This window comes from Flavonifractor sp. An82 (assembly GCF_002159265.1).
GTDB lineage: Bacteria > Bacillota > Clostridia > Oscillospirales > Oscillospiraceae > Flavonifractor.
In genome coordinates this window covers 1-25,220 of record NZ_NFHG01000008.1, presented here as the reverse complement: position 1 = coordinate 25,220, position 25,220 = coordinate 1, and the positions used below count along the sequence as shown (strand labels likewise).

Here is a 25,220-nt window from a genome sequence, read left to right as displayed (position 1 = left end):
TATCATAGTGCAAGAGCAATGAAGCCGTCGGACGACGGATGCGACAGGAGTAGATGAACATGATTTTTGAGAAGATCGCCGGTCTGCTGTCCGAGCAGTTTGGTGTGGAAGCTGACAGCATCACCATGGACACCTCCTTCGAGGACCTGGGTGCCGACTCGCTGGACATCGTGGAACTGACCATGGCGGTGGAAGAGGAATTCGGCCTGGAGAATATGGACGAGGACGACCTGTCCGGGGTTGCCACTGTGGCCGACCTGGTCCGCTATCTGAAGTCCAAGCTGGAAGACTGACACCGAATCCGACTGGGAGCCCCGCCGACGGCGGGGCTCCTGTCATGAAAGGAAGAGACGGCCATGGAAGCCTTGGAAGAAAAGCTGGGCTACCGCTTCAACCAGCGGGCCCTGTTGGAAAATGCACTGACCCACAGCTCCTATGCCAACGAGAACAAGGCCAGAGGCTGCCAGAGCAATGAGCGGCTGGAGTTTCTGGGAGACTCCGTGCTGGGCATGGTGACTGCCGACTATCTGTTCCGTACCCACCCCGACCTGCCCGAGGGGGATCTGACCCGTACCCGGGCGGCCCTGGTGTGCGAGGGCAGCCTGGTGGAGGTGGCTCAGCAGCTGGATCTAGGCGCCTACCTGAAGCTGGGCAAGGGTGAGGACGCCGGCGGCGGCCGGGAGCGCCCCTCCATTGTGGCCGACGCGGTGGAGGCGGTGATCGCCGCCGTCTACCTGGACGGGGGCATCGGCTCCGCCCGCAAGATCATCCAGAAATTCATTCTGGACCGGGAAGAGGAGAAGAGCGCCAGCCGGGATTACAAGACCGCCCTGCAGGAGCTGGTCCAGCGGGAGAGCGGCCAGGTGCTGGGCTATCAGCTCATCGGTGCCGAGGGCCCCGATCACGCCAAGATCTTCTCGGTAGAGGTGGACCTGAACGGCACCCCCATCGGCCAGGGTAAGGGCCGCAGCAAAAAAGAGGCGGAGCAGAACGCCGCCAAGGCCGCCATTGAGAAGCTGAAAGGCTGAAACATTGCCAGGTGCTCCGCCTCTTTTGTGAGTGCAAGCGAGCCGCCGCGCTGCGGCGCCAAGCGTTTTGCCGGAGGCAAAACCTTGATGTCGGGCGAATTGACTTCGCCCGAGCAGATGAAAGGAATGGGTTCCCAAACCGCCGCGCGGTTTGGGGAGCGGAGCAGAACGCCGCCAAGGCCGCTATTGAGAAGCTGAAAGGCTGAGTAATTGCCGCAGAATTTAAAAAGCCGAAGCCTCCGCAGGAGGCTTCGGCTTTTTAAATTCCGCATTGCGGAACAAAACTCCCGTCACAAGGAATGAGGACTCATGTGAAAAAATGGAACGAGGTATAATATTAGAACTGTGGGGAATTCCCTGCGCAGAGACCAATCACCATTTCATACATGAAGAAAGGAAGGGAGACCATGCTGCTCATCAGGAACGCCAAACTTTTGGATCAGGCTGAGCTGACCGACATTCTGATCAGCCGTGAAGGAAAGTATCTTGAGATTGCGCCGGGAATTGATGTGGCCGGCGCGGACGGGGTGGAAATCATCGACGCGGCCGGTATGCTGGCCTGCCCGACCTTTGTCAATACTCACATGCACTTTGACAAGGCCTACACCGCTTTGCAGGGGCGGGAGAGCAGTGTGGAGACCCTGGAGGACTCCATCCACATTATGCACGACATCAAGCGCCACTACACGGTGGAGGATGTCAAGGCTCGGGCGGTGCGGGCCATCCGGGAGTGTGTCATGTACGGCACCACCAAGCTGCGGACCAACGTGGATATCGACAATATGTGCGGTCTGATAGGCCTGGAAGGGGTCCTGGCGGCCCGGGAAGAGACCAAGGACATCTGCGATCTCCAGATCGTGGCCTTTCCCCAGGAGGGAATCTATTGCAACGAGGGCACAGAGAAGCTGATGTGGCAGGCCATGGAAATGGGGGCCGATGTAGCGGGCGGAATGCCTGCCGCCGAGTGGCTGGATGAGCTGAAGGACCGCCATGTGGACCTGGTCTTTGAAATCGCAGAGAAGTACGGCTGCATGATCGACATGCACATTGACCAGTCCAAGGACATGTTTGACCGCACGCTGGAATATACTGCGTGGAAGACATTGCAGAAGGGGTGGGCTGGCCGGGTGACCGGCGGCCATTGTACCTCCATCGCCTACCAAAACCAGTCCCACGCCATCAAGGTGATGAAGCTGCTGGCCCAGGCGGGCGTCAACGTGTGTACCAACACCCAGGTGCTGGCCATCATGGGGATCGACGCCGAACCCCGTACCCGGGGCGTGACCCGGATCCGGGAGATGGTGGACATGGGGATCAACGTGGCGACTGCCCAGGACACCATCTGCGACGGATTCCACCTCTACGGTACAGGTGACCCGCTGGACTACGGCCTGGTGGGTGCCTACACGGCCCAGTACAACACGCCGGCCACCGCCCGGCTCATGTTTGACATGCTGACCACCAACAGCTACCGCATCTTTGATCCGGAAGGAAGCTACGGCATTGCCGTGGGCAATGATGCGGACCTGAATCTGATTGACGCAGACAATGTGCAGGAGGCCCTGCGTACCCGGGCTTCCCGTCCGTACGTAATTCGCCATGGAACCGTGATCGCCCGCTTTATGCGGGGCGGCGAGATTCTCTGAGACAGCTGAGACAACGAAGCAACCCAACGAGCCGGACCCGGAGAGGGCCCGCGGCTTCTCCGGGTCAGACCTTTCCTCCCGCGGTGTGAGAAAGGAGTGCCTCGATGTATCAACCGGAACAACCCATTTTTGATACCCAGCCTGAGAGCACCGTAACTGTTTCCATCGGCGTGGAAGAGGTCCCAAAGAATTGGGCACAGACACTGTATTTTGCATTCCAGATTACTCTGGTGGCCTTTTATCTGGGCCGGCTCTTTCGTGGCGCTGGCCGGCCTGCCGGAGGCGGTACTGCCGGTTATGATCGCCTCCTGCTTCTTCTGTATGGGTATCTGTACCCTGCTGCAAACTACCATCGGCAACCGCCTGCCTCTGGTCCAGGGACCTTCGTCCGCCCTGGTGTCCTCCATGGGCAGCGTCACTGCCGCCTACGGCATGCCCGCCATGTGGGGGGCGGTGATCATAGGCGGCCTCATCGAAGGCGTGGTGGGCGCCGCCCGCCTGATGAGCAAGATCCGTAAACTCATTCCGCCGGTGGTAGTGGGCTCCGTGGTGGCAGCCATCGGCTTTGTGGCCGCTAAACTGGCGGTGAGCTGGGCCTTCTCCAGCAGTGATCCGCTGCTGCTGGGTATGGCCCTGGGCTCCTTTGTGCTATGCCTGATTTTCAAATTCAAGGGAAAGGGCCTGCTCAGCCAGGGCTTTATCCTCATCACGGTCCTGCTGGTGGGCGTGGGTAACGGCACCGCGGTGGCGGTGGTGGGCGCAGCGGTCCTGGGCGGCTTTACCGGCTACATCGGCTCTATGTTTGAGTCAGTGGGCGACTATGCCGCCCTGTGTGCCACCTGCGGGGAAACCTATCGGGTAAAGCATATTGATAAGGGAATCATGGCCGAAGGGTTTGGCTGCGCCATCTGCGCCCTTTTCGGCTCCCTGCCTACCACCAGCTATACCCAGAACATCGGCATTGTGGCGGCCACCGGCGTGGCCTCCCGTCGGGTGACCCAGGTGGCGGCGGTTCTGTTTCTCCTGTATGGCCTCAGCCCCAAACTGGCCGCACTGCTGGCGGCCATCCCGCGGCCCATCGTAGGCGGCGTGTTCCTAGTCTCTGCGGCCATGATCATGTTTTCGGGCATCGAAGTGATCCAGTCCTCTGAACATAACCAGCGCAACACACTGGTTGCGGGCACCACCATCGGCATGTCGGTGATGCTGCCCCTGTTCTGCAGCACCACCGGCGCGGAGTGGGCGGCCTCCCTGCCCAAGTTCCTCAACCTGCTGGTCACCTCCAACGTGTTTATCGCGGTGGTCTGCGGTATCGTACTGAATCTGTTGCTGAATGTACTTCTGAAGGAGAAAAAGGAAGAGCATGTCTGACAACGAGATACAATCCCTCCACAGGGCAATCCAGATTTTGGAGTATATGGCAGAGCGGGGAGGGGCAGTCACTCTGCGGGAGACCGCCAGCGAGGTGGGCCTGCCCAAGAGCACCACTCACCGCATACTGGCCACCCTGCGAGCTGAAAACCTGGTGGAGCAGCAGCCCATGGACGGGACCTACTGGTTGGGACTGCACCTGTTCGAACTGGGATGCAGCGTCAGGCAAGGCCTGGGCGTGACCGATCTGGCCAGACCCTATCTGCAGAAACTGGGGTCGGAGACGGGAGAGTCGGTTTGCCTGGCCCTCCTCAACCAGGGGGAGGCGCTGATTTTGGAATTCCTGGAGTCTGCCAGCGCCTTCCATGTGGTTACCCGCGCAGGGGCCTCTCTGCCGGTACACTGCACCGTTCAGGGCAAGGTGATGCTGGCCCATCTTTCGGGGGCGGAAGTACGGCGGATCCTGCGGGAGCGGGGGATGAAGGTGTATACCCCCAATACCATTGATACCTATGAGAAGCTGGCCCCTGAGCTGGACGCCATCCGGAAGCAGGGTTTCGCGGTGGAAAACAGCGAATTCCATACGGGGCTGTGCTCAGTAGCGGCCCCGATTCGTAATGCCTCCGGAACGGTATGTTATTCTGTGGCGGTGGTAAGCATGTTCCACCGCATCGGTTCAGAGCACTTTGAACGGGCCAAAAAACTGACCATCCAGATGGCGGAAGCCATCTCCCGGGAGCTGGGATACAACCCCCAGTGAGAACCCGGCGCTTTCCAAACAGCAGCCCTCCGTTGGACTTTCCGCACAAGAGACGGGAAGCCGGACGGAGGGCTTTCTCTGTCCGGCGGCCTCAAAAGCGGCGTAAAAGGGTTTACAATGCAGATGCATTCTTGATATAATATTTTAATTCAAGAGTACGTGTGTTGCGAGGTGCCGCCTTGTATTTAAAAGCGCTGGAGATCCAGGGATTCAAATCATTCCCGGATAAAACGGTCCTCTCCTTCGGGGAGGACATCACCGCCATCGTTGGGCCCAACGGCAGCGGAAAATCGAATATCTCCGACGCCATCCGCTGGGTCATGGGGGAGCAGTCCACCAAGGCCCTCCGGGGCGGTAAGATGGAGGATGTGATCTTCGGCGGTACCGCCCTGCGCAAGCAGCAGGGCTTTGCCGAGGTGTCCCTGGTGCTGGACAATACCGACCACATCTTCCCACTGGAGGAGAGCGAGGTCATGGTCACCCGCCGGTACTACCGGTCCGGCGAGAGTGAGTACTACATCAACCGCCGCTCCGTCCGTCTCAAGGACGTGAACGAGCTGTTCATGGACACCGGTCTGGGCCGGGAGGGCTACTCCATCATCGGCCAGGGCCGGATCGACGAGATCCTGTCGGTCAAGAGCGGCGACCGCCGGGAGATCTTTGAGGAGGCCGCAGGCATCTCCCGCTTCCGCCACCGGAAGGAGGAGGCCGAGCGCAAGCTGGAGCGTACCCAGGAGAACCTGGTGCGCATTACTGACAAGATCGACGAGCTGGAGCTCCAGGTGGAGCCTCTGCGCCAGCAGAGCGAAAAGGCGAAAAAATTCCTTATCCTGCGGGACGAGCTGCGTGGGCTGGAGATTTCCCTGTGGCTGGACCAGCTGGAGAAGATCCGGGCCGGGTCCCTCAAGACCCTGTCCGACTATGAAAATGCCGTCCGGGAGAAGGGCGAGGTCCAGCAGCAGGTGGAGGACCTGTATGCCGCCGCTGAGTCCTTTTCCGCCCAGATGCGGGACAAGGATGTGGAGACCGAGGGTGTCCGCTTCCAGATGATGCAGCGGGAGGCCGACGCCAACGGCCTGGACAACGCCATCGCCGTTCTCAAAACCAACATTCAGAACAACCTGGAGAACCGGGACCGCATCCAGCGGGAGCTGGAGCAGCAGGAGGGCCGGGCCGACTCCATCGCCGCCCAGATCGGGGAACGCAAGACCCGTCTGGAGGAGCTGGAGGGCCAGGCCGCCCACCTGCGCCAGCAGCTGGCGGACCGCCAGACGGAGGCCGCCTCGGCCAGCCGCTCTGCAGGCGTCATCGCCCAGGAGCTGGAGGACCTGCGCCGGAAGGAGGCGGTGGAGAACGCCTCCGCCGCCGATGCCAAGGCCCTTATCTCCGCCCTGGCCGCCGCCGCCCAGGAGGTGCTGGACCGGGACGAGGCCATGCGTCAGGAGCTGGCCGCAGGCGAGGAGCGGCTCCATGAGGCGGAGGAGACCCGCCGCCAGGCCGCCCAGGAGCTGGAGCAGGCCAAGGAGGATAGGGACAGCTTACAGAACATTATCAGCGGCTACGCCCTGCGGCTGGAGACCCGGCAGCGGAAGGCCAAGGAGGCCGAGGAGCGCCACGTCAAGCTCCAGATGGAGGACAATGCCCTCAATTCCCGCATCCATATGCTCTCCGAGATGGAAAAGATGTATGAGGGCTACTCCAGAGCGGTGAAGCTGGTGATGGGGGAGGCCAAGAAGGGCCAGCTCCGGGGAGTCCACGGCCCGGTGGCCGGACTGATCCACGTGCCCGACGCCTGCACCGTGGCCATCGAGATCGCCCTGGGGGGCGCCATGCAGCATATCGTGGTGGAGCGGGAGGAGGACGGCAAGGCTGCCATCCAGTACCTGAAGCGCCGGGACGGCGGCCGGAGCACCTTCCTGCCTTTGAGCTCCATCCGACCCTCCGACTTCCGGGATCAGGGCGTGCGCAAGGAGCCCGGCTTTGTGGGCCTGGGCAACGAGCTCATCCAGTTCGATCCCCGGTATGAGAAGATCTTCTCCAGCCTGCTGGGCCGCACTGTGGTGGCCGAGGATATGGACAAGGCCATTGCCATGGCCCGGAAATACAGCTATCGCTTCAAGATTGTTACCCTGGACGGTCAGCTCCTCAACCCCGGCGGCTCCATGACCGGCGGCTCGGCCTCCCGCAGCGCGGGTATTCTGAGCCGGGCCAACGAGCTGGAACGGCTGGAGCAGCAACGCTCCGGTGTGGCCCGGCAGCTGGCTGACGCCGCCCACGCCATGGAGGAGGCCCGCCGGGAGGCCACCGCCGCCTCCTACGAGATGGAGACCGCCCAGGCCCAGCAGCGCCGCCACGAGGACGATATCCTCAAGCTGGAGGAGCGCCTGGGCCATCTGGATACCCAGCTGGCCGATTTGAACAAGCAGCGGGCCGACCAGAAGGAGGAGCTGGAACAGCTCCAGGCCCGTTCCGCCCAGATCGAGGCGGACACCCGGGCCGCCCGGGCCCGGGTAGAATCTCTGGAGGGTGCTGCCGCCGCCCTGCGTGCCGAGGCTGAGGGCAAGGCCAAGGGCCAGAGCGATGCCCAGGAGCGGGCCGCCGCCCTGGGAGAGGCCATTGCCGAGCTGAATATGCGCCTGGCCGCCCTGGAGGCGGAGGCCCAGGCCGCCCGCAAGTCCATGACCGAGCTGGAGGAGCTGCGCCGGGATCTGACCGGCGACAGGGCCGAGCGGGAGAAGATGCTCTCCCAGTTCCAGGAGAAGAACGCCGATCTGGAGCGGGAGATCGCGGAGAAGGAGCGGCAGCTCCAGACCATCCGCCGGGAGAATGAGGAGCGGCAGGCCTCCATCAGCCGCATCAACGAGGAAAAATTGGCCCTGGAAGCCCAGCGCAACCAGGCGGACAAGGACGCCCGGGATAAGAACAGCACCCTGCTCAATCTGGAGCGGGAGGTGTCCGTGCTGGAGCAGAAGAAGGCCGCCGCCGCCATGGAGGAGAAGAACCTGCTGGACAAGCTGTGGGAGACCTACGAGCTGTCCCACCAGGCGGCCATGGCTCAGCGGGTGGAGCTGGAGAGCGTCCCCAAGGCCCAGCGCCGGGTGGGAGAGCTGAAAAAGTCCATCTCCGCTCTGGGCAATATCAACCTGGACGCCATCGACGAGTTCCAGCGCATCAACGAGCGCTATACCTACCTCACCGACCAGCGGGACGACGTGCTCAAGTCCAAAAAGGAACTGGAGGGCATCATCGCCGACATCACCGAGGAGATGCGCTCCATCTTTGCCAAGCAGTTTGCCGTGCTCAACGAGGCTTTTCAGCAGACCTTTGTGGAGCTCTTCCGGGGAGGCAAGGCCACACTGGAGCTGGAGGACCCGGAGGATATCCTCAACTGCGGCATTGAGATCAAGGTACAGCCCCCGGGCAAGGCGCTGAAGGTGCTCTCCCTGCTGTCCGGCGGTGAGAAGGCCTTTGTGGCCATCGCCCTCTACTTTGCCATCCTGAAGGTGCGGCCCACCCCCTTCGTAGTCATGGACGAGATCGAGGCCGCCTTGGACGACGCCAATGTGGTACGCTTTGCCCACTATATGCGCCAGATGGCGGATAAGACCCAGTTCATTGTAATTACCCACCGCCGCGGCACCATGGAGGAAGCTGACGTGCTGTACGGCGTCACCATGCAGGAGCAGGGCATCAGCCGGATGCTCACCATCAACCTGAATGATGTGGAAAAAGAGCTGCACATCAAGTGAGAGAGCAGTTTTAACAATCACCGAAAGGAACCAAAATCAACATGGGCTTTTTTGCGAAGATCAAGGCGGGTCTGACCCGCACCAAGGAGAACATCGGCCACTCCATCGACCAGTTGTTTGCCGGTGAGCTCAACGACGACTTCTACGACGAGCTGGAGGAGACCCTCATCCTGGGCGACATGGGGGTGGACACCACCCTGAAGGCGGTGGAGGAGCTGCGCCGCCGGGTAAAGGAAGAGAAGATCAAGGACATGGATTCTGCTCGCGCCTGCCTGCGGCAGGTGCTCACCGAGATGCTCCAGGTGGGCGAGCCGGGGCTTCATCTTACCACCACGCCTTCGGTGGCCCTGTTTATCGGCGTGAACGGCGTGGGCAAGACCACCACCATCGGCAAGCTGGCTGCCAAGATGAAGGGGGAGGGCAGCAAGGTGCTCATGGCTGCCGCCGACACCTTCCGTGCCGCCGCCGCCGACCAGCTGGAGATCTGGAGCCAGCGCTCCGGGGTGGAGATCGTCCGCCAGCACGAGGGGGCCGACCCCGCAGCCGTGGTGTTTGACGCCCTTACTGCCGCCAAGGCCAGAGGCACCGACGTGATCCTCATCGACACCGCCGGGCGGCTGCACAACAAGCAGAACCTGATGAACGAGCTGAACAAGATCTCCCGCGTGGTGGACCGGGAGCTGCCCGGTTGTGACCGGGAGACCCTGCTGGTGCTGGACGCCACCACCGGCCAGAACGGCCTGATCCAGGCCAAGCAGTTCAAGGAGGCCGCCGGCATCACCGGTATCGTCCTCACCAAGCTGGATGGCTCCGCCAAGGGCGGCATCGTTATTGCCATTGCCCAGGAGCTCCAGGTGCCGGTGAAGTATATCGGCGTGGGCGAGGGCATCGACGATCTGATGCCCTTTGAGGCGGAAGCCTTTGTGGAAGCGCTGATTTGATTTTGTAGGGGCCGATGCCCACATCGGCCCGCGTTTGGAGGTTATGACAATGGCCAGAATCGACGGACGGGCCAACGACCAGCTTCGGCCCATCGAGATCATTCCCAACTTTAACAAATTTGCCGAGGGCTCCTGCCTGATCCGCTGCGGCAACACCCAGGTGCTGTGCTGCGCCAGTGTGGAGGACCGCACCCCGCCCCACGTCCCCGAGGGAGAGGGCTGGGTCACCGCCGAGTACTCCATGCTGCCCCGGGCCAACCGGGAGCGGTCCAAGCGGGATATCGCCAAGCTGAAGCTGTCTCCCCGCTCCGCGGAGATCCAGCGGCTGGTGGGCCGGTCCCTCCGGGCCTGTGTGGACATGAAAAAGTTGGGTGAGCGCACCATCACCGTGGACTGCGACGTGCTCCAGGGGGACGGCGGCACCCGTACCGCCAGTGTCACCGGCGGCTTTGTGGCCCTGAGCCTGGCCCTCCACAAGCTGGTGGAGGAGGGCGTGCTGGAGAGCATGCCCCTCAAGACCTGTGTGGCCGCCATTTCCGCCGGTATTGTGGACGACCAGCTTTTGCTGGACCTGTGCTATGAGGAGGACTCCTCCGCCCAGGTGGACCTGAACTGCGTCATGACCGGGGAGGGGGAACTGGTGGAGATCCAGGGCACCGGCGAGGGCCGGACCTTCACCATCGCCGAGCAGCAGGCCCTGGTGGAGCTGTGCGCCAAGGGCATCCGGGAAGTGCAGGCCATCCAGAAGGCCGTTCTGGGAGGTTAAAGCTATGAAAATGGTATTGGCCAGCAAGAATGCCCACAAGCTGGTGGAGATGAAGGACATTCTCTCCCAGCTGGGTGTGGATGTGGTGCTGGAGTCCGAGGTGGGCGTGGATGTGGACGTGGAGGAGACGGGCACAACCTTTGAGGAGAACGCCTATCTGAAAGCTCACGCGGTGTGTGAGGCCTCCGGCCTGCCCGCCATTGCCGACGACTCCGGCCTGTGCGTGGACGCCCTCAACGGCGCCCCCGGGGTGTACTCCGCCCGCTACGGCGGCCCTGAGCTGGACGACGTGGGCCGGTACAGGCTGCTGCTGGAGAACCTGCGGGGCCAGCTGGACCGGCGGGGCAAGTTTGTTTCCTGCATCTGCTGCTGCTTCCCCAACGGGGACAAGGTGGAGGCCCGGGGGGAGTGCCCCGGCACCATCGCTTACGCCCCCAAGGGAGAGGGCGGCTTTGGCTATGACCCGGTGTTCTTTATCCCCGGGCTGAAAAAGACCTTTGCGGAGCTTACCGCGGAAGAGAAGAATGCCATTTCCCACCGGGGAAATGCGCTGAACAAATTTAAAACAGAATTGGAGAACTATCTGAATGGAACTGACCAGTAAACAGCGGGCCCAGCTGCGGGGCCTGGCCAACAGCATCGACACCATCCTCCACGTGGGCAAGGACGGCATCGGCGACAACTTGGTGAAGCAGGCCGACGATGCCCTGGAGGCCCGGGAGCTTATCAAGGGCAAGGTTCTGGAGAACTGCATGCTCACCAGCCGGGAGGCGGCGGAGGAGCTGGCCCAGAAGACCCGCAGCGACGTGGTGCAGGTGATCGGAACAAAATTCGTCCTGTATCGTCCAACCCACAAGAAGGATAAGAAGGACAAGATCGTTCTGGTGGCGGACAAGAAGCGCAAACTGTAACAAAAAAGAGGGGGCATGGTCATGAAGCTGGGCATCTATGGCGGGACCTTCAATCCGCCCCATCTGGGGCACCTGACCTCGGCCAGGGCGGCGATGGACGTTCTGGAACTGGACCACTTGCAGTTTGTCCCGGCGGCGCTGCCGCCCCATAAAACCCTGCCTGCCGGCAGTCCCGGCCCGGAGGAACGGCTGGAAATGGTGGAACTGGCCGCCGACAGCCTGCTGCTGCCGGACCGGATCGGGGTCAACGATCTGGAATTGTCCCGGCCGGGCAAGAGCTATACTGCCGACACCCTGGAGCAGATCCACGAAAAATATCCCGAGGCGGAGCTGTGGCTGATGATGGGCACGGATATGTTCCTCACCCTGCACAACTGGTGGGACCCGGAGCGGATCACCCGGCTGGCAGGGGTGTGCACCTTTGCCCGCACCCAGAGCGACAGCCTGGAGGCCCTGGACCGTCAGGCGGAATACCTGCGGGAGACCTTTGGGGCCAGGACCCGTGTGCTCCGGCTGCCCGAGATCGTGGACGTGTCCTCCACCCAGCTGCGGGAGCTGCTGGCGCGGGGAGAGGGGCAGGAGTACCTGCCGCCGGCTGTGTACGGTTACATCATCCGCCACGGCCTGTACGGCGTCCGCTATGATCTCAAGCAGCTGCCCGACCGGGAGCTGCGTGCCTGCGCCTGCTCCATGATCCGGGCCAAACGGATCGCCCACATTCGGGGTACCGAGGAGGAGGCGGTGCGCCTGGCCCGCCGCTGGGGGGCCGACGAGGAGAAGGCCCGCCGGGCAGGCATCCTTCACGACATCACCAAGTACCTGGAGATGGACGAGCAGTTGCAATTATGCCGCAAATATGGTATCGTACTGGATGATTTGGAACAGCGTGCAGTCAAACTGCTCCATTCCAAGACCGGGGCGTGTGTGGCCCGGGATGTGTATGGAGTGAGCGATGATATCTATAGCGCCATTTTCTGGCACACCACCGGCAAGGCGGACATGACCCTGCTGGAAAAGATCCTCTATATCGCCGACTACATGGAGCCCAACCGGGATTTTCCCGGGGTGGAAAGGCTGCGGAAACTGGCCTACGAGGATCTGGACCAGGCGGTGCTGGCGGGGTGCGAAATGAGTATCCAGGAGATGGCGGACCGGGGCCTGCCGGTCCACAGCAACACGCTGCAGGCCAGGGATTGGCTGAGGAGCAAATCCAGCAGAAAGGAATCATAAGATGAACCCGGAAGAGAAAAAGAACAGCCAGGGCGGCGCCCGACTGGTAAAACAGCAAAAGCCGCCCAAGCAGAAGAAGCCCAAGCCCAACCGCACGCCCAAGGAGAAGGCGCTGCGGATTGCGTTCATCGTGCTGACGGTGATCGCTGCCCTCATTGTGATTTTGTTTGTAGCTTATAAGCTGCTGGTGGTCAAGCCGGAGATCCCCAACGTGACGCCTCCGGATACCGAGGCCTCCCCCGGCATGGAGATGACAGGACCCAAGCTGTCCGGCGACCGCAAGGAGGAGTTTTACACCTTCCTGGTGGTGGGCCGGGACACCGGCGGCGGCGGCAATACCGACACCATCATGGTCATGTCCTACGACATTCCCAATCAGAAGCTCAACGTGCTGAATATCCCCCGGGATACTATGGTCAACGTGCCCTGGGATGTGAAGAAGGTCAATTCCATCTACAACTGGGCCTCCCGGTACGATCGGGATGGTATTGACTATCTGAAGGAGGAGATCTCCTATCTGATCGGTTTCCAGCCCGACTTCACCGTGGTGGTGGAGTGGGAGGCCGTAGGTGAGCTGGTGGATGCCATCGGGCCGGTGTGGTTTGACGTGCCCTACGACATGAACTACGACGACGGCACCCAGGACCTCTACATCCATCTGGAGGCCGGCTACCAGGAGATCGACGGCGACGAGGCCATGCAGCTGCTGCGCTGGCGCAAGAACAATAAGATCGAAAACGGTAAGCTCATCGTCTACGGCGGCTATCCCAGCGGTGATCTGGGCCGCATCCAGACCCAGCAGGACTTCCTGAAGGCAGTCATCGAGACCTGCCTGAACAACCTGACTGTGGACAAAATCCCCGCTCTGGCTCAGGTTTTCTTCAACAATGTGGACACCCGGGATACTCTGACGGTGAACAACATCGCCTGGTTTGCCCAGGAGGCTATTCTGGGCGGGCTGAGCATGGACAACGTGAACTTTATGACCCTGCCCTGTGAGGGTGCGTGGGTGTACAGCCGCACCGTGGGCAATAAGCAGTCCTATGTGACTCCCATTCCCGACCAGACGCTGGAGATGGTGAATACCTACTTCAATCCCTATCTGGAGGATATCAAGCTCAATGAGCTGGATATCATGATGGTCAATGAGGACGGTTCCCTGTCCTCTACCAGCGGCCATGTGGAGGACACCTACGCCGCCAAGCCTCAGGGCGGCTCCAGCAGTTCTTCTTCCGGCAGCGGCTCTTCCAGCAGTTCCGGCGGCTCGGGTACCACCAGCACCTCCACCCCCAAGCCCAGCAGTACGCCGGTAGCCAGTGCCACTCCCTCGGCCACGCCTGTGCCCTCTGCCACCCCGGCCGCTACCCCCACTCCGGAAGCCACGCCAACTCCGGAGGCTACCCCCACCCCGGCGCCTACGCCGGTATCTACGCCCCAGACTGATCCCACTGTGCCCGAGGTGGGCCCCGGGATGGAGCCTGTGGAGTAAAGGAGAGATTGTATGTTGACACCCAAAGAGATCGCCCTGCTGGCCGCCAAGTCCCTGGACAGCAAGAAGGGCCTGGATATCAAGGTGCTGGAGACCGGCCATCTGACCACTCTGGCCGACTATTTCGTGCTGTGCTCCGCCACCTCCACCACCCAGATCAAGGCCCTGGCCGACGTCTGTGAGAAGGAACTGAAGGATGCCGGCGAGCCCCCCCACCATGTGGAGGGCCACCGGGGCGGCATCTGGATCCTGCTGGACTTCTCCTCTGTGGTGGTCCACATCTTCAACGAGGAGGCCAGAGAGTTCTACGATCTGGAGCGCCTCTGGAGCGACGCCACCCCCGTGGACCTGTCCGGTGTGCTTACCGAAAATTAAAGCAAAAAGATGCCCGGCATGTGCCGGGCATCTTTTTTACTGTTCAGGGAACCAATGGACCTTCCGGTGCATCTATAGGGCGTCCGGACAAGGAAAAGCGAGGTGAGGATATGGCATCCATGGAACTGGCAGGCGGGGACAGTCTCCGGGAGGAGTTCGGGGCCCTGGTGACCGAACACAGCCGGAGTATGTTCCGTGCGGCCCGTGCCCTGCTGGACTGCGACGCCGATGCCGAGGACGCGGTGGGCGAGGCCATCCTCCGGGCCTGGCGGAAGCGGGAGCAGCTGCGGGACCCGGCGGCGGGCCGGGCCTGGCTGCTGAAGATCACAGTGAACTGCGCCTATGAGCAGCGGCGCAGGGCTGCCCGGCTCCTCTATACCGATCAGGTGGAGGGGATAGCCGGGGATGCGGAGGACCGGCCGGTGTCCCATTTGTGGGAGGCGGTGCTCCGTCTGCCCGGCGACCAGCGGGCAGTGGTGACCCTCTACTACTACGAGGACCTGCCGGTGAAGGAGATCGCCCGTATCCTGGGCGTGGCCCAGGGCACGGTGAAATCCCGGCTGGGCCGGGCCAGAGCCCGTTTAAAACAGATGCTGCGGGAGGAGGAAGATCCATGAACGGATGGGATGAACAACTGAAGCTACGGGCCAGGCGGGAGGACTGCCCGCTGCCCCAGGGTTTTGAGACCCGGATTCAGAAGGAACTGGACCGGCTGCCGGTCCAGACAAGGCAACAAAAAAGGCCCCTGCGCCGGGCATTGTGGCTGGCGGCCTGCCTGGCGGCGGGGCTCTGTCTCACGGCGGCGGCGGTGGAGCTGACCGCCCGCTGGTTCCCCGGCGTGGGCGCTGTGAAGAGCGGGACGGCGGTGTGGCTCCTGGAGAAGCCTGTGGAGTGGACCCAGGATGAGTGGACCTACCGCCTGGAGGCAGAACGGCAGGGGGATGTGATCCGGGTCCACCTGGAGCAGTATTCCGCCGAAGCACTGCCGGGACGGGACGATGAGGAGACCGACTACGGCTATCAGATGAAGCTCTTTGCCGGGGAGCAGGAGCTGGAGGCCGGCCTGGACTCTGTTCTGGAGGGCTGGGAGACGGTTGACGGTCTGAGCACAAGAGGATGCTACACCAGCTATCTGACCGGTGATGAACTGGAGCGGGGATTTTTGACCCGGGGGATCGTCGGTACCAGCTTCCGGGCGGTGGAGCAGCCGGAGGGGGGCTATACCCTGCGCATCTACACCTACGACGGCAGCACACTGCTGTGGGAGAAGCCGGTCAGGCTGGCCACCGTCCAGGCGCTGGATATGACCGAGACCAGCAGGACCTTTGCGGAAGGGACGGTCATAGCTCTGTCCAGCCGGGACGGGCGGCTGCTGGACCTGTACCCGGACAGAGCGGTGGAGGATGACAGTGCCCTGGCCTTTGTCTATGCCACCGATGTGGTATTCATAGGAGCATCGGGAGAGCGCTACCCGGCACAGATGCTGTCTGACGGTACGGGAGCCTGGGCATGCAACGCTCCGGAAGAGGAGACTATCACGGCGGTGGAGATCGGCTCCCTGCGCCTGGACAGGGTGTATCTGGACAACGGAGTGCAGCGGGAGGAAGCGCCGGTCACCTATCAGGACCTGAACTGGGTCATTCCTGTGGCGTGAGATCCACCACTGGGCTGGAGGTCCACTCCAGACCGCAGGGCCTTGGGGTGGGGAAGCACAGGCCGTACAGGTCGGTGCACCGGGCCTCCCCCTCAAAGACCTGCCGGGCGAGACCGGTAAGGGTTCTGGCCTGGGCGGGCTTGGTGAGGATGGGGAGGGTGCAGGTATCCTTCATCCGTTTCAACAATGCCTGGCCTCGGCGGTTGAGCCCCAACACCCGCACATAGGGGGGCAGGGCGGGGCGGTCCGCCTCCATCCCCAGGAAGGCGGAGAGGGCCAGCCGCCGCAGCCGGGCGTGGGTGTACCGCTTGGTTTTGGCAAGGGTATAGAATTCATCCAGGGAGAGGGCCTGTCGGGCGGCGCGGACCAGCCGTTCCGGCAGGCCCTCTGCCGCGCCGCTGTCGGGCAGGGCGGCCCAGGCTGAGGCATCCATGGTGCGCAGCCGGGCCAGGATGGCCCGCTCCACATAGGCCAGGGAGGACACCTCTTCTATTTTGTCCAGCGCGCCGGGCCGTACCAGCATGGCGGCCTTCTCACGGTGACCGGAGCGCAGCAGCCGCCGTACCTGGGTGGCGGAGGCAAAGCCTTCTACCGCCTGGGTACTGTTGTGCTCCGCCCCCCGGCGAGGCACCGTTATCACATCCATAGAGGCATGCAGGTGGCTCAGGGCCCGGAGGTACTCCACACCCAGGTTGTTGTTGGGGGTGGACAGACAGGGGTGGCCCGCCGCCTCCTGCCGGGCGGCGGGGAAGGAGAGCCCTCTGTCCAGCGCCGCCCGCAGCCTGGCGGGGTATTCGGGGGCGTCCAGGGCCCTGGCGGCCTCCATCAGCGCCTCAGTGCTGCCCCGCTCGCTGCCGAAGGAGAGGGTGTCCACCACTCCTGTGGCAGCCAGAATGGATACCGCACCCCGGGCGAAGGACTCCGCCGAGGACATGGCCCAGGGGGTGGGCAGCTCCAGCACCAGGTCGGCGCCGCCCTCCAGAGCCAGCCCTGCCCGGGTCCACTTGTCGGCAATGGCGCAGTCGGCCCCCTGGACCCAGTGACCGCTCATGACGCACACCACCGGCCGGTGATCTCCCAGCAGAGAGCGGGTCTGGGCCATGTGCCAGGCGTGTCCCAGATGAAATGGGTTGTATTCCGCAACGATCCCAACGGCATTCATGGATTTTCCTCCAGAAGCAGAGTAAAATTTTTCTCCCTTTCGGCTAAAATGTGGGTTGTTCTTTGAGAAAAAAAGGGATAAAATAAAGGCGATATATGCCCCTGAGACAATATTGTACTACGGGAACGCCTGGCTCTCAAGCCACAGTTTATCAGGAAAAGTAAGGAGAGATAGAACGATGAAAGTTCTGGTCATCAACGCTGGCAGCTCTTCCCTCAAGTATCAGCTCATGGACCCTGCCACCCGCGAGGTGCTGGCCAAGGGCCTGTGTGAGCGCATCGGCATCGACGGCCGCCTGACCCACAAGGTGCCTTCCAAGGACGCCAAGTATGAGTTCGAGATCCCCATGCCCACCCATGCCGAGGCCATCCAGGCTGTGCTGGACGCCCTGCTCTCCAGCGAGCACGGCGTGATCAAGAGCGCCGCTGAGATCGACGCTGTGGGTCACCGCGTGGTGCACGGCGGCGAGAAGTTTGCCGGCTCCGTGCTCATCACCGACGAGGTCATGGCCGCTCTGGAGGAGTGCATCCCCCTGGCCCCTCTCCACAACCCCGCCAACATCACCGGCATCCAGGCCTGCCAGAAGGTCATGCCCGGCGTGCCCATGGTGGGCGTGTTCGACACCGCCTTCCATCAGACCATGCCCGCCAAGAGCTACATCTATGCTCTGCCCTACGAGTACTATGAGCAGGACAAGGTCCGCCGCTACGGCTTCCACGGCACCTCTCACCGCTATGTGTCCCAGCGCGCCGCCGCTATGCTGGGCAAGCCCATTGAGGAGCTGAAGATCATCACCTGCCACCTGGGCAACGGTTCCTCCGTGGCCGCTGTGGACGGCGGCAAGAGCGTGGACACCTCCATGGGCTTCACCCCCCTGGCCGGCGTGCCCATGGGCACCCGTTCCGGCGATCTGGACGCCGGCATCCTGGAGTACCTGATGAACAAGCACGGCTACGACATGAAGGAAATGATGACCATCCTCAACAAGAAGTCCGGCGTGCTGGGTATCTCCGGCGTGTCCTCCGACTTCCGCGACATTGAGAACGCCGCCAAGGAGGGCAACCAGCAGGCTGCTCTGGCTCTGGAGGCCTTCCAGTACAGCGTGAAGAAGCTCATCGGCGCTTACGCCGCCGCTATGGGCGGTGTGGACGCCATCGTGTTCACCGCCGGCGTGGGCGAGAACGACGCTGCCACCCGTATGGCCGCCGCTTCCGGTCTGGAGTTCATGGGCGTGAAGATGGACGCCGAGGCCAACAACGTCCGCGGCAAGGAGACCGTCATCTCTGCCGCTGACTCCAAGGTGAAGGTGCTGCTCATCCCCACCGACGAGGAGCTCATGATCGCCATGGATACCGCCGAGATCGTGGGCAAGTAAGCAAAATAACGCCATAAAAAAGGGACGCTGCATTGCAGCGTCCCTTTTTTATGGAAAATTCAGTGAGGTTCTGCTATGCTGTTATCCAGGCAACTTGGGAACAAATTGTGAATTGTGTCTCCCTGCCATTGACACCTGACAGGCTGTCGGATTAAGATTGTGACAGCTTGTCAGGTCAGGAGGGAGAGCGTATGCCCAGCACTACCTTTTTTCACCTGCCAGAGGAGAAGCGGGAGCGGCTGATGGAGGCGGCCCGGGCGGAATTTGTCCGGGTCCCCTATGAGGACGCCTCCATCAACCGGATCATCCGGGAGGCAGGCATCCCCAGAGGCAGCTTTTACATGTACTTTACCGACAAGGAGGATCTGTTCCGCTATCTGATGGAGTCCTACGGAGAATTGCTTATCCAGCGGATGGGGGAGCGGCTTGACTGGAATGACGGCGATCTGTTTGCCGCCGCCCTGGACCTGTTTGACCATATGCAGGCCAACTGGCGTCAGGGGGAGTTCCGGGAGATGGCGGCCATCCTCCGCCGCAACCGGCAGCTTCAGCCCGGACTGGTGCTTAACCGGCAGGGACCCTGCGCCATGCTGGACCAGCTGCGGGACAGGATCGACCAATCCCGGCTGGATCTGCGGACGGAGAGCGATCTGCCTGATCTTTTCCACCTGATGATAGCCGCCGCAGCAGGCAGTATCGTGGCCGTGGGAAAAGAGGGCGGCCCGGAGCAGGCCAGGGCCCGGCTGGTGCGCATGCTGGAGCTGCTCCAGCGGGGGGCGGCGGCCAAAGACCATGCAGTTTGTCAGGGATAGCAAAGAAAAGGAGAAACCACCATGGAAGCAACTGAGCTCAAACCGGAAACCACAACGGCTCCAGCGGAGGAGCAGGAGAAGGGGGCGCCCGCCTTCAAGGCCCCCAAAAAGAAACGCAAATGGATTAAGCGGGTGATCATCCTGGCAGTGGTGGTGGCCTTCCTGGCCGTTCTGCTGAGCCGCTGCATGGGAGCGGGCCAGCAGCTGCTGAGCAGCGCCTACCTGCCCTATACCGCCTCTATGCGGGATATGACGGTGTCGGTGTCGGGCACCGGTACCATCGAGCCCATTCAGTCCTATAAGGTGACCACCCTGGTCAGCGGAGAGATCCTGGAGGCCCCCTTCGAGGAGGGCCAGACCGTCCATAAGGGCGACGTGCTCTTCCGCATTGACGCCCGGGATGTGGAAAACAACATTGCCCAGCTGGAGCTCAACGTCCAGTCGGCCCAGCTGGCTCTGGACGATCTGCTTAAGAACCAGAGCGACAACCAGAAGGACCGGTCCATCACGGCCAAGGATGCCGGTGTGATCACCGAACTCCATGTGGAGCAGGGGGACAGCGTGACCGTGGGCACCGTCATTGCCGATGTGCTGGACCGGGACCACATGAAGCTGAAGGTCCCCTTCCACGCCTCCGACGCGGCGGGATTTTATGTGGGCCAGACGGCCACTGTGGCGGTGAGCGGTACCACCTCCACCCTCAACGGAACGGTGAGCGAGATCGCCGCCACTGATGAGGTGGGGCCCGGCGGCACTCTGGTGCGGCAGGTGACCATCCTGGTGAACAACCCCGGCGTCCTCACCGACAGCAGCCAGGGCACCGCCTCCATCGGCGGCGCGGCCTGCGCCTCCGGAGTGGCCTTTACATATGCCACCTCCTCTCAGATCACCGCCAAGGCCTCCGGCGATATAGACACCCTCTCTGTGAAGGAGGGGGATCGGGTGAGCAAGGGCCAGGTCATCGGCATGATTTCCGAGCAGGATCTGGAGACTCAGATCGAGAACGCCCGCATCTCCCTGGAAAATGCCCAGCTCTCCCTGAAGAGCGCCCAGGAGAAGCTGGAGGACTATACCATTACCTCTACCATCGACGGCGAGGTCATTGAGAAGAATCTGGACGTGGGAGACAACATCAACGGCATGTCCAGCTCGGGCGCCACCGTCACCTACCCCGCGGTGATCTATGACCGCTCCCAGCTCACCTTTGAGATGGACATCGACGAGCAGGACATCAGCCAGATCCAGGTGGGACAGAAGGTGGAGATCACCGCTGACGCCCTGGACGGCCAGAGCTTCACCGGCGTGGTGGATAAGATCAACATCAACGGCACCACCGCCAACGGCCACACCAGCTACCCGGTGACCGTCCTGGTGGACGGCTCCCCGGAGGAGCTCTACCCCGGCATGAACGTATCCGCCAAAATCATCATAGAGGAGGCGGGCAGCGTACTTACTCTGCCGGTGGAGGCCGTGGAGCGGGGGAACACCGTGCTGGTGGCCACCGAGGACTGCCTGGATGAGAAGGGCAATGTGGTGGACATCACTGCCGCCGAGAAGCGGGAGGTCACCCTGGGCCGCAACGACGACAACTACATTGAGATCGTGGACGGCCTGGAGGAGGGGGACGTGGTGCTCGCCCCCAGCCCCCAGGGCTCCAGTATGATGGAAGCCTTTGCGGCGGGGATGGGCTAAGCCATGGGACATCTCATTGAACTCAAGGATATCTATAAGATCTACCAGATGGGGGAGGAGACTGTCCACGCCCTGGACGGCATCTCCATGACGGTGGATCGGGGGGAGTTCGTGGCCATTGTGGGCCAGTCGGGCTCCGGCAAGTCCACCGCCATGAACATCATCGGCTGCCTGGATGTGCCCACCTCCGGCACCTACCATCTGGGCGGGGTGGATGTGTCCACTATGGACGACGACCAGCAGGCCGAGATCCGCAACAAGATGCTGGGCTTTATCTTCCAGCAGTATAACCTTATCCCCAAGCTCAACGTACTGGAAAACGTGGAGCTGCCCCTGCTCTATGCCGGCGTGTCCGGCGGCGAGCGGCGGGAGCGGGCCCTCCAGGCGCTGGAGCGGGTGGGACTGGCGGACAAGTGCAGAAACCTGCCCAGCCAGCTCTCCGGCGGCCAGCAGCAGCGGGTGTCCATCGCCCGGGCCCTGGCGGGCAAGCCGTCGGTGATCCTGGCCGACGAGCCAACCGGTGCCCTGGACTCTCGCACAGGCCGGGATGTGCTTGCCTTTCTCCAGAAGCTCAACGCCGAGGGAGACACGGTGGTGCTCATCACCCACGATAACTCCATCGCCATCAAAGCCAAACGCATCATCCGTCTCCAGGACGGGAAGATCATCTATGACGGCGACGCCCGTGATCCCAGGGCGGTGGTCCAGCCCGAGCTGGACCAGGACGAGGGGACCAGGGAGGTGCTCAACGTATGAAGATGGGTCAGTCCTTCCGCATGGCCATCAAAAGTTTGATGACCAGCAAGGCCCGGGCCCTGCTTACTATGCTGGGCATCATCATCGGTGTGGCGGCGGTCATCGTCATCGTCTCCCTGGGCAGCGGTATGCAGCAGTACATGAACGGCCAGTTCGAGCAGATCGGCGTCAATATGATCCAGGTGGGCATCTACTCCTACGGCGGCAACCGGGAGGTCACCCCGGAGGACTTCTATGAGCTGGCGGAAAAATACCCCCAGTACATCGACTCGGTAAGCCCCTATCTCAGCGCCGCCGCCACCGTGCGCCAGGGCGCCGACGAGTATGAGCACACCAAGGTGTACGGCGTCAGCGAGACCATCTATAACCGTGAGAAGGGGCAGACCGTCACCGGCGAGAAGCTGATGGAGGGGCGCTTTCTCAGCTATGTGGATGTGGAGCGCAACCAGAGGGTGTGCGTCATTGGCAGCTATCTGGACGAGGCCATGTTCGGCGGTCAGGGATTGGGCAGCACCCTGACGGTGGGCGGCGTGCCCTATACCGTCATCGGGGTGCTGGCGGAAAAGGCGGACTCCACCGAGGGCAGCGGGGACGACCTGATCTACATGCCCTACGGCCTGGTGGAGCAGATCAATGCCTCCAGCAGCATGATGGGGATGAGCAGCAATTCCTACCTGGTGGGCAGCACCAGCAAGGACACCTCCTCCGCCGCCAAGGGGGTCATTGAAAGTATGCTGTTTCGCATCTATGAGGACAGCAGCGCCTACATGGTCATGACCTCCGCCGAGATGATGGAGATGATGGACTCCATGCTCAACGTGCTCATGACCATCCTGGTGGTCATTGCCGCCATCTCCCTGGTGGTGGGTGGCATCGGCATCATGAACATCATGCTGGTATCGGTGACCGAGCGCACCCGGGAGATCGGCATCCGCAAGTCCCTGGGGGCCAAGGGCCGGGATATCCGCAGCCAGTTCATCATCGAGGCGGGCACCACCTCCGCCATCGGCGGAGTCATCGGCATTTTGTTGGGTATCCTGCTGGCCAACGTCTTCACGGCGGTGGTGGGCGTGGTTATGAGCGAGGCGGAGGGCTTTGCGGCCATCCCCACTCCGGGGGGCATTCTGGTGTCCTTCGGCGTGTCGGTGGGCATCGGTATCCTCTTCGGCTACCTGCCCGCCAACAAGGCGGCCAAGCTCAACCCCATCGACGCCCTGCGCTACGATTGATGGGAAGAAGACCTCCCTCTTGCCTCGCGCTTTCGGGGGGTATATACTAAACCATAAGAAGTGTCAATTTCCGCGGGAAGGAGAAAAAAGATGAAACATCGACTGTTATCCGGACTGCTGGCCGTGGTACTGGTGCTGGGGTTGGCCCCCGGGGCCCTGGCCGCCCCTCCGGCGGAGGCTGAGGCCGCCCAGGTCTTGGCCGCCCTGGATATTATGGTGGGCGACGAGAACGGGGACCTGGCCCTGGAGCGCACCATTACCCGGGCGGAATTCACCAAGATGACGGTGGCCGCCTCCACCAGCCGGGACACGGTGGGGGACGCGGTGGCTGTAAAGCCCTACCCCGACGTGCCTCAGAACCACTGGGCCGCCCCCTACATCAAAGCTGCCGTGGACCTGAATCTGGTCCAGGGGGACCTGTACGGCAACTTCAATCCCGACCAGAAGATCACTCTGGCGGAGGGTGTGACCATCCTGCTGCGGCTGCTGGGCTATACCGACAGCGACTTCACCGGCATGTGGCCCGCCGGCCAGATGGCCCAGTACCGGGCCCTGGACCTGGATGAGGGGGTCAGCTGCGGCCAGAATGACTTTATGACCCGGCGGGACGCCCTGTACCTGTTCTACAATCTGATGATCACTAAAGATAAAAACGGCTCCTACTATCTGAATACTCTGGAGCCCACCCTGAACCTGGTGAATGCCTCCGGTCAGCTGGACCGGGTGGCCCTCATCAACTCCGCCATGGAGGGCCCTGTGGTGGCCTCCCGCAACTGGCAGAGCCAGCTGCCCTTCTCCGCCGCCTCCGCCCAGGTCTACCGCAACGGCAGTTCCTCCACCCTGGGCAGCATTCAGGACCAGGATGTGGTCTATTGGTCGGAGTCCATGCGTACCATCTGGGCTTACTCTGACAAGGTGACCGGTACGCTGGAGGCGGTCAGCCCCTCGGCGTCCGCCCCCACCTCGGTGAAGGTGGCCGGCAAGACCTATGAGATCGAAACCACCTCCGCCGCCTATGAGCTGTCCGATCTGGGCAGCTACTCTGTGGGCGACCGGGTGACCCTGCTGCTGGGCCGCAATGGCGGCGTAGCCGCCCTGGGCCAGGCTCAGACCGACAGCAACCTGATCTACGGCGTCATCACCAAGGTGGAGAACCTGACCTATGACGACGGGGACGATGGAAGCTATGCGGCCCGCACCATCACAGTGGTGGCCACCGACGGCAACGCCTACCAGTATCAGTGTGATATCAAGAGCCTGGAGGAGGGCGACCTGGTCCGGGTGGTGGCCGGGGAGGATAAGCTGGAGGTCAAGCGGCTCACCGAGGCCCACCTCAGCGGCAAGGTGAATGGAGCTGCCACCAAGCTGGGAGACTATACCCTGGCCGGCGATATCCAGATCATCGACACCTACAAGGAATGCACCCCCATCCGGATCTATCCTGACCGGCTGGCCGGAATGGAGATCACCGAGGACATGGTGCGCTACTATGTGCTCAACTCCGACGGCGAGATCACCCATCTCATCCTGGATGACGCTACCGGAGATATCCATGAATACGGCGTCATCACCGACGTGGTGGAGATCAACGTGGGCCTGATGGTTTCCTCCACCTATACCTATGACATCGGGGGGCAGCCCCAGGTGTTCAGCTCGGACAGCACGATCTACAACCTCCACGTGGGCGGCTGTCAGGTGCGCAGAGAGTCGGATTCCAGTGTGGAGCGACTGTACAACCTGACCGAGCAGCGGCTGGAGAGCATCAGCATCTCCGATAACGTGGCCGTGGGCAACAATCGTCGGGAGTATGCTCTGGCCGACCAGGTGACCGTGTACGTCTACCAGGACGGGGAGTACCTCCTGTCCAGCCTGAGCAAGATCGCTGAGGGGAACTACTCCCTCACCGGCTGGTACGACAAGAGCGAGAGCGCCGGCGGGCGCATCCGGGTCATCGTGGCCCGGTAAGGCCTTTGTACCCAAACAGCCCCGGCGGGCAAAGATGCCCGCCGGGGCTGTTTTTTGCCTGGGACAGCAAAAAGTTCCTGATCCGTGTATAAGGCCCATCCAGCCTGTCCAAAATAAGGCTCGGAGGTGCTGAATACCATGAAAAAATCATTCTACCACCGCTTCAGTGACTTTATCGAAGGAAAGGGATTCTACATCGTCCTGGCGCTCTGTATTGCAGCCATCGGTGTTTCGGGCTGGTTCCTGTTCTCCTCTCTGACGGGGGAGGAGCCTGCCGACCCCGTGGGTGGAAAGGCCAGCATCACGGTG

22 protein-coding genes are annotated in these 25,220 nt (G+C 62.1%); 21 read left to right on the top strand and 1 reads right to left on the bottom strand.

Features of this window, described 5'->3' with window-relative positions; all coding sequences use genetic code 11:
- Window positions 1-59 precede the first annotated feature (59 nt).
- The 15 genes from B5G34_RS09730 (at window position 60) to B5G34_RS09660 (ending at window position 15,920) form a co-directional block, all read left to right on the top strand.
- Window positions 60-293: an acyl carrier protein gene (locus tag B5G34_RS09730; RefSeq protein ID WP_087189306.1), complete on the top strand. Its 234-nt coding sequence runs from the start codon at window positions 60-62 to the stop codon at window positions 291-293.
- A 63-nt stretch (window positions 294-356) separates the two neighbouring features.
- A complete protein-coding gene (rnc, locus tag B5G34_RS09725) occupies window positions 357-1,028 on the top strand; it encodes a ribonuclease III (RefSeq protein ID WP_087336542.1) in 672 nt (223 codons plus the stop codon).
- Window positions 1,029-1,435: 407 nt separating this feature from the next.
- A complete protein-coding gene (locus tag B5G34_RS09720) occupies window positions 1,436-2,674 on the top strand; it encodes an amidohydrolase family protein (protein ID WP_162609459.1) in 1,239 nt (412 codons plus the stop codon).
- 258 nt (window positions 2,675-2,932) lie between these two features.
- A complete protein-coding gene (locus B5G34_RS09715) occupies window positions 2,933-4,045 on the top strand; it encodes a solute carrier family 23 protein (protein WP_204245938.1) in 1,113 nt (370 codons plus the stop codon).
- Window positions 4,038-4,805 carry an IclR family transcriptional regulator gene (locus B5G34_RS09710; RefSeq protein WP_087336538.1) on the top strand — a complete coding sequence of 256 codons (768 nt, stop codon included), beginning with the start codon at window positions 4,038-4,040 and terminating at the stop codon, window positions 4,803-4,805. The genes B5G34_RS09715 and B5G34_RS09710 overlap by 8 nt, the downstream gene beginning before the upstream one ends.
- Before the next feature lie 179 nt (window positions 4,806-4,984).
- Window positions 4,985-8,554, top strand: a complete 3,570-nt coding sequence (gene smc / locus B5G34_RS09705) for a chromosome segregation protein SMC (RefSeq protein ID WP_087336536.1) — start codon at window positions 4,985-4,987, stop codon at window positions 8,552-8,554.
- Window positions 8,555-8,595: 41 nt separating this feature from the next.
- The gene (gene ftsY, locus B5G34_RS09700) at window positions 8,596-9,495 is read left to right on the top strand and encodes a signal recognition particle-docking protein FtsY (RefSeq protein WP_087336534.1); all 900 of its coding nucleotides are present in this window, start codon (window positions 8,596-8,598) and stop codon (window positions 9,493-9,495) included.
- A gap of 49 nt (window positions 9,496-9,544) precedes the next feature.
- The gene (gene rph / locus B5G34_RS09695) at window positions 9,545-10,261 is read left to right on the top strand and encodes a ribonuclease PH (protein WP_087336532.1); all 717 of its coding nucleotides are present in this window, start codon (window positions 9,545-9,547) and stop codon (window positions 10,259-10,261) included.
- 4 nt (window positions 10,262-10,265) lie between these two features.
- Entirely contained in the window at window positions 10,266-10,865 is a 600-nt protein-coding gene (locus B5G34_RS09690; protein WP_087336530.1) for an XTP/dITP diphosphatase, read from the top strand.
- Window positions 10,849-11,172: a ribosome assembly RNA-binding protein YhbY gene (yhbY, locus tag B5G34_RS09685; protein ID WP_087336528.1), complete on the top strand. Its 324-nt coding sequence runs from the start codon at window positions 10,849-10,851 to the stop codon at window positions 11,170-11,172. Before B5G34_RS09690 ends, yhbY begins: the two co-directional genes overlap by 17 nt.
- A gap of 21 nt (window positions 11,173-11,193) precedes the next feature.
- Window positions 11,194-12,402 carry a bis(5'-nucleosyl)-tetraphosphatase (symmetrical) YqeK gene (yqeK, locus tag B5G34_RS09680; RefSeq protein ID WP_087336526.1) on the top strand — a complete coding sequence of 403 codons (1,209 nt, stop codon included), beginning with the start codon at window positions 11,194-11,196 and terminating at the stop codon, window positions 12,400-12,402.
- A 1-nt stretch (window position 12,403) separates the two neighbouring features.
- Window positions 12,404-13,891: an LCP family protein gene (locus B5G34_RS09675; RefSeq protein WP_087336524.1), complete on the top strand. Its 1,488-nt coding sequence runs from the start codon at window positions 12,404-12,406 to the stop codon at window positions 13,889-13,891.
- A 15-nt stretch (window positions 13,892-13,906) separates the two neighbouring features.
- Complete coding sequence (gene rsfS, locus B5G34_RS09670; RefSeq protein WP_087336818.1) at window positions 13,907-14,266, top strand: ribosome silencing factor; 360 nt, start codon at window positions 13,907-13,909, stop codon at window positions 14,264-14,266.
- Window positions 14,267-14,376: 110 nt separating this feature from the next.
- Window positions 14,377-14,883: a sigma-70 family RNA polymerase sigma factor gene (locus tag B5G34_RS09665; protein WP_087336522.1), complete on the top strand. Its 507-nt coding sequence runs from the start codon at window positions 14,377-14,379 to the stop codon at window positions 14,881-14,883.
- Window positions 14,880-15,920 (top strand): hypothetical protein, encoded by a 1,041-nt coding sequence (locus tag B5G34_RS09660; protein WP_087336520.1) that lies wholly within the window; start codon window positions 14,880-14,882, stop codon window positions 15,918-15,920. Before B5G34_RS09665 ends, B5G34_RS09660 begins: the two co-directional genes overlap by 4 nt.
- Here the strand turns inward: B5G34_RS09660 and B5G34_RS09655 are convergent.
- A complete protein-coding gene (locus tag B5G34_RS09655; RefSeq protein WP_087336518.1) occupies window positions 15,904-17,082 on the bottom strand; it encodes a nucleotidyltransferase family protein in 1,179 nt (392 codons plus the stop codon). The two genes, B5G34_RS09660 and B5G34_RS09655, sit on opposite strands and share 17 nt — an antisense overlap.
- Before the next feature lie 178 nt (window positions 17,083-17,260).
- Between B5G34_RS09655 and B5G34_RS09650 the strand changes: the two genes are divergently transcribed.
- From B5G34_RS09650 to B5G34_RS09625, 6 genes are all read left to right on the top strand, one after another.
- Window positions 17,261-18,457 carry an acetate kinase gene (locus B5G34_RS09650; protein WP_087336516.1) on the top strand — a complete coding sequence of 399 codons (1,197 nt, stop codon included), beginning with the start codon at window positions 17,261-17,263 and terminating at the stop codon, window positions 18,455-18,457.
- A 191-nt stretch (window positions 18,458-18,648) separates the two neighbouring features.
- On the top strand, window positions 18,649-19,269 hold the full coding sequence (locus tag B5G34_RS09645; protein WP_087336514.1) for a TetR/AcrR family transcriptional regulator: 621 nt from the start codon (window positions 18,649-18,651) through the stop codon (window positions 19,267-19,269).
- A gap of 21 nt (window positions 19,270-19,290) precedes the next feature.
- Window positions 19,291-20,961, top strand: coding sequence for an HlyD family efflux transporter periplasmic adaptor subunit (locus tag B5G34_RS09640; protein WP_087336512.1), 1,671 nt, complete (start codon window positions 19,291-19,293; stop codon window positions 20,959-20,961).
- Between the two features lie 3 nt (window positions 20,962-20,964).
- Complete coding sequence (locus B5G34_RS09635; RefSeq protein WP_087336510.1) at window positions 20,965-21,717, top strand: ABC transporter ATP-binding protein; 753 nt, start codon at window positions 20,965-20,967, stop codon at window positions 21,715-21,717.
- Window positions 21,714-22,946: an ABC transporter permease gene (locus tag B5G34_RS09630; protein WP_087336508.1), complete on the top strand. Its 1,233-nt coding sequence runs from the start codon at window positions 21,714-21,716 to the stop codon at window positions 22,944-22,946. The genes B5G34_RS09635 and B5G34_RS09630 overlap by 4 nt, the downstream gene beginning before the upstream one ends.
- A gap of 90 nt (window positions 22,947-23,036) precedes the next feature.
- Window positions 23,037-24,911 carry an S-layer homology domain-containing protein gene (locus B5G34_RS09625; protein ID WP_087336506.1) on the top strand — a complete coding sequence of 625 codons (1,875 nt, stop codon included), beginning with the start codon at window positions 23,037-23,039 and terminating at the stop codon, window positions 24,909-24,911.
- Window positions 24,912-25,220 lie beyond the last annotated feature (309 nt).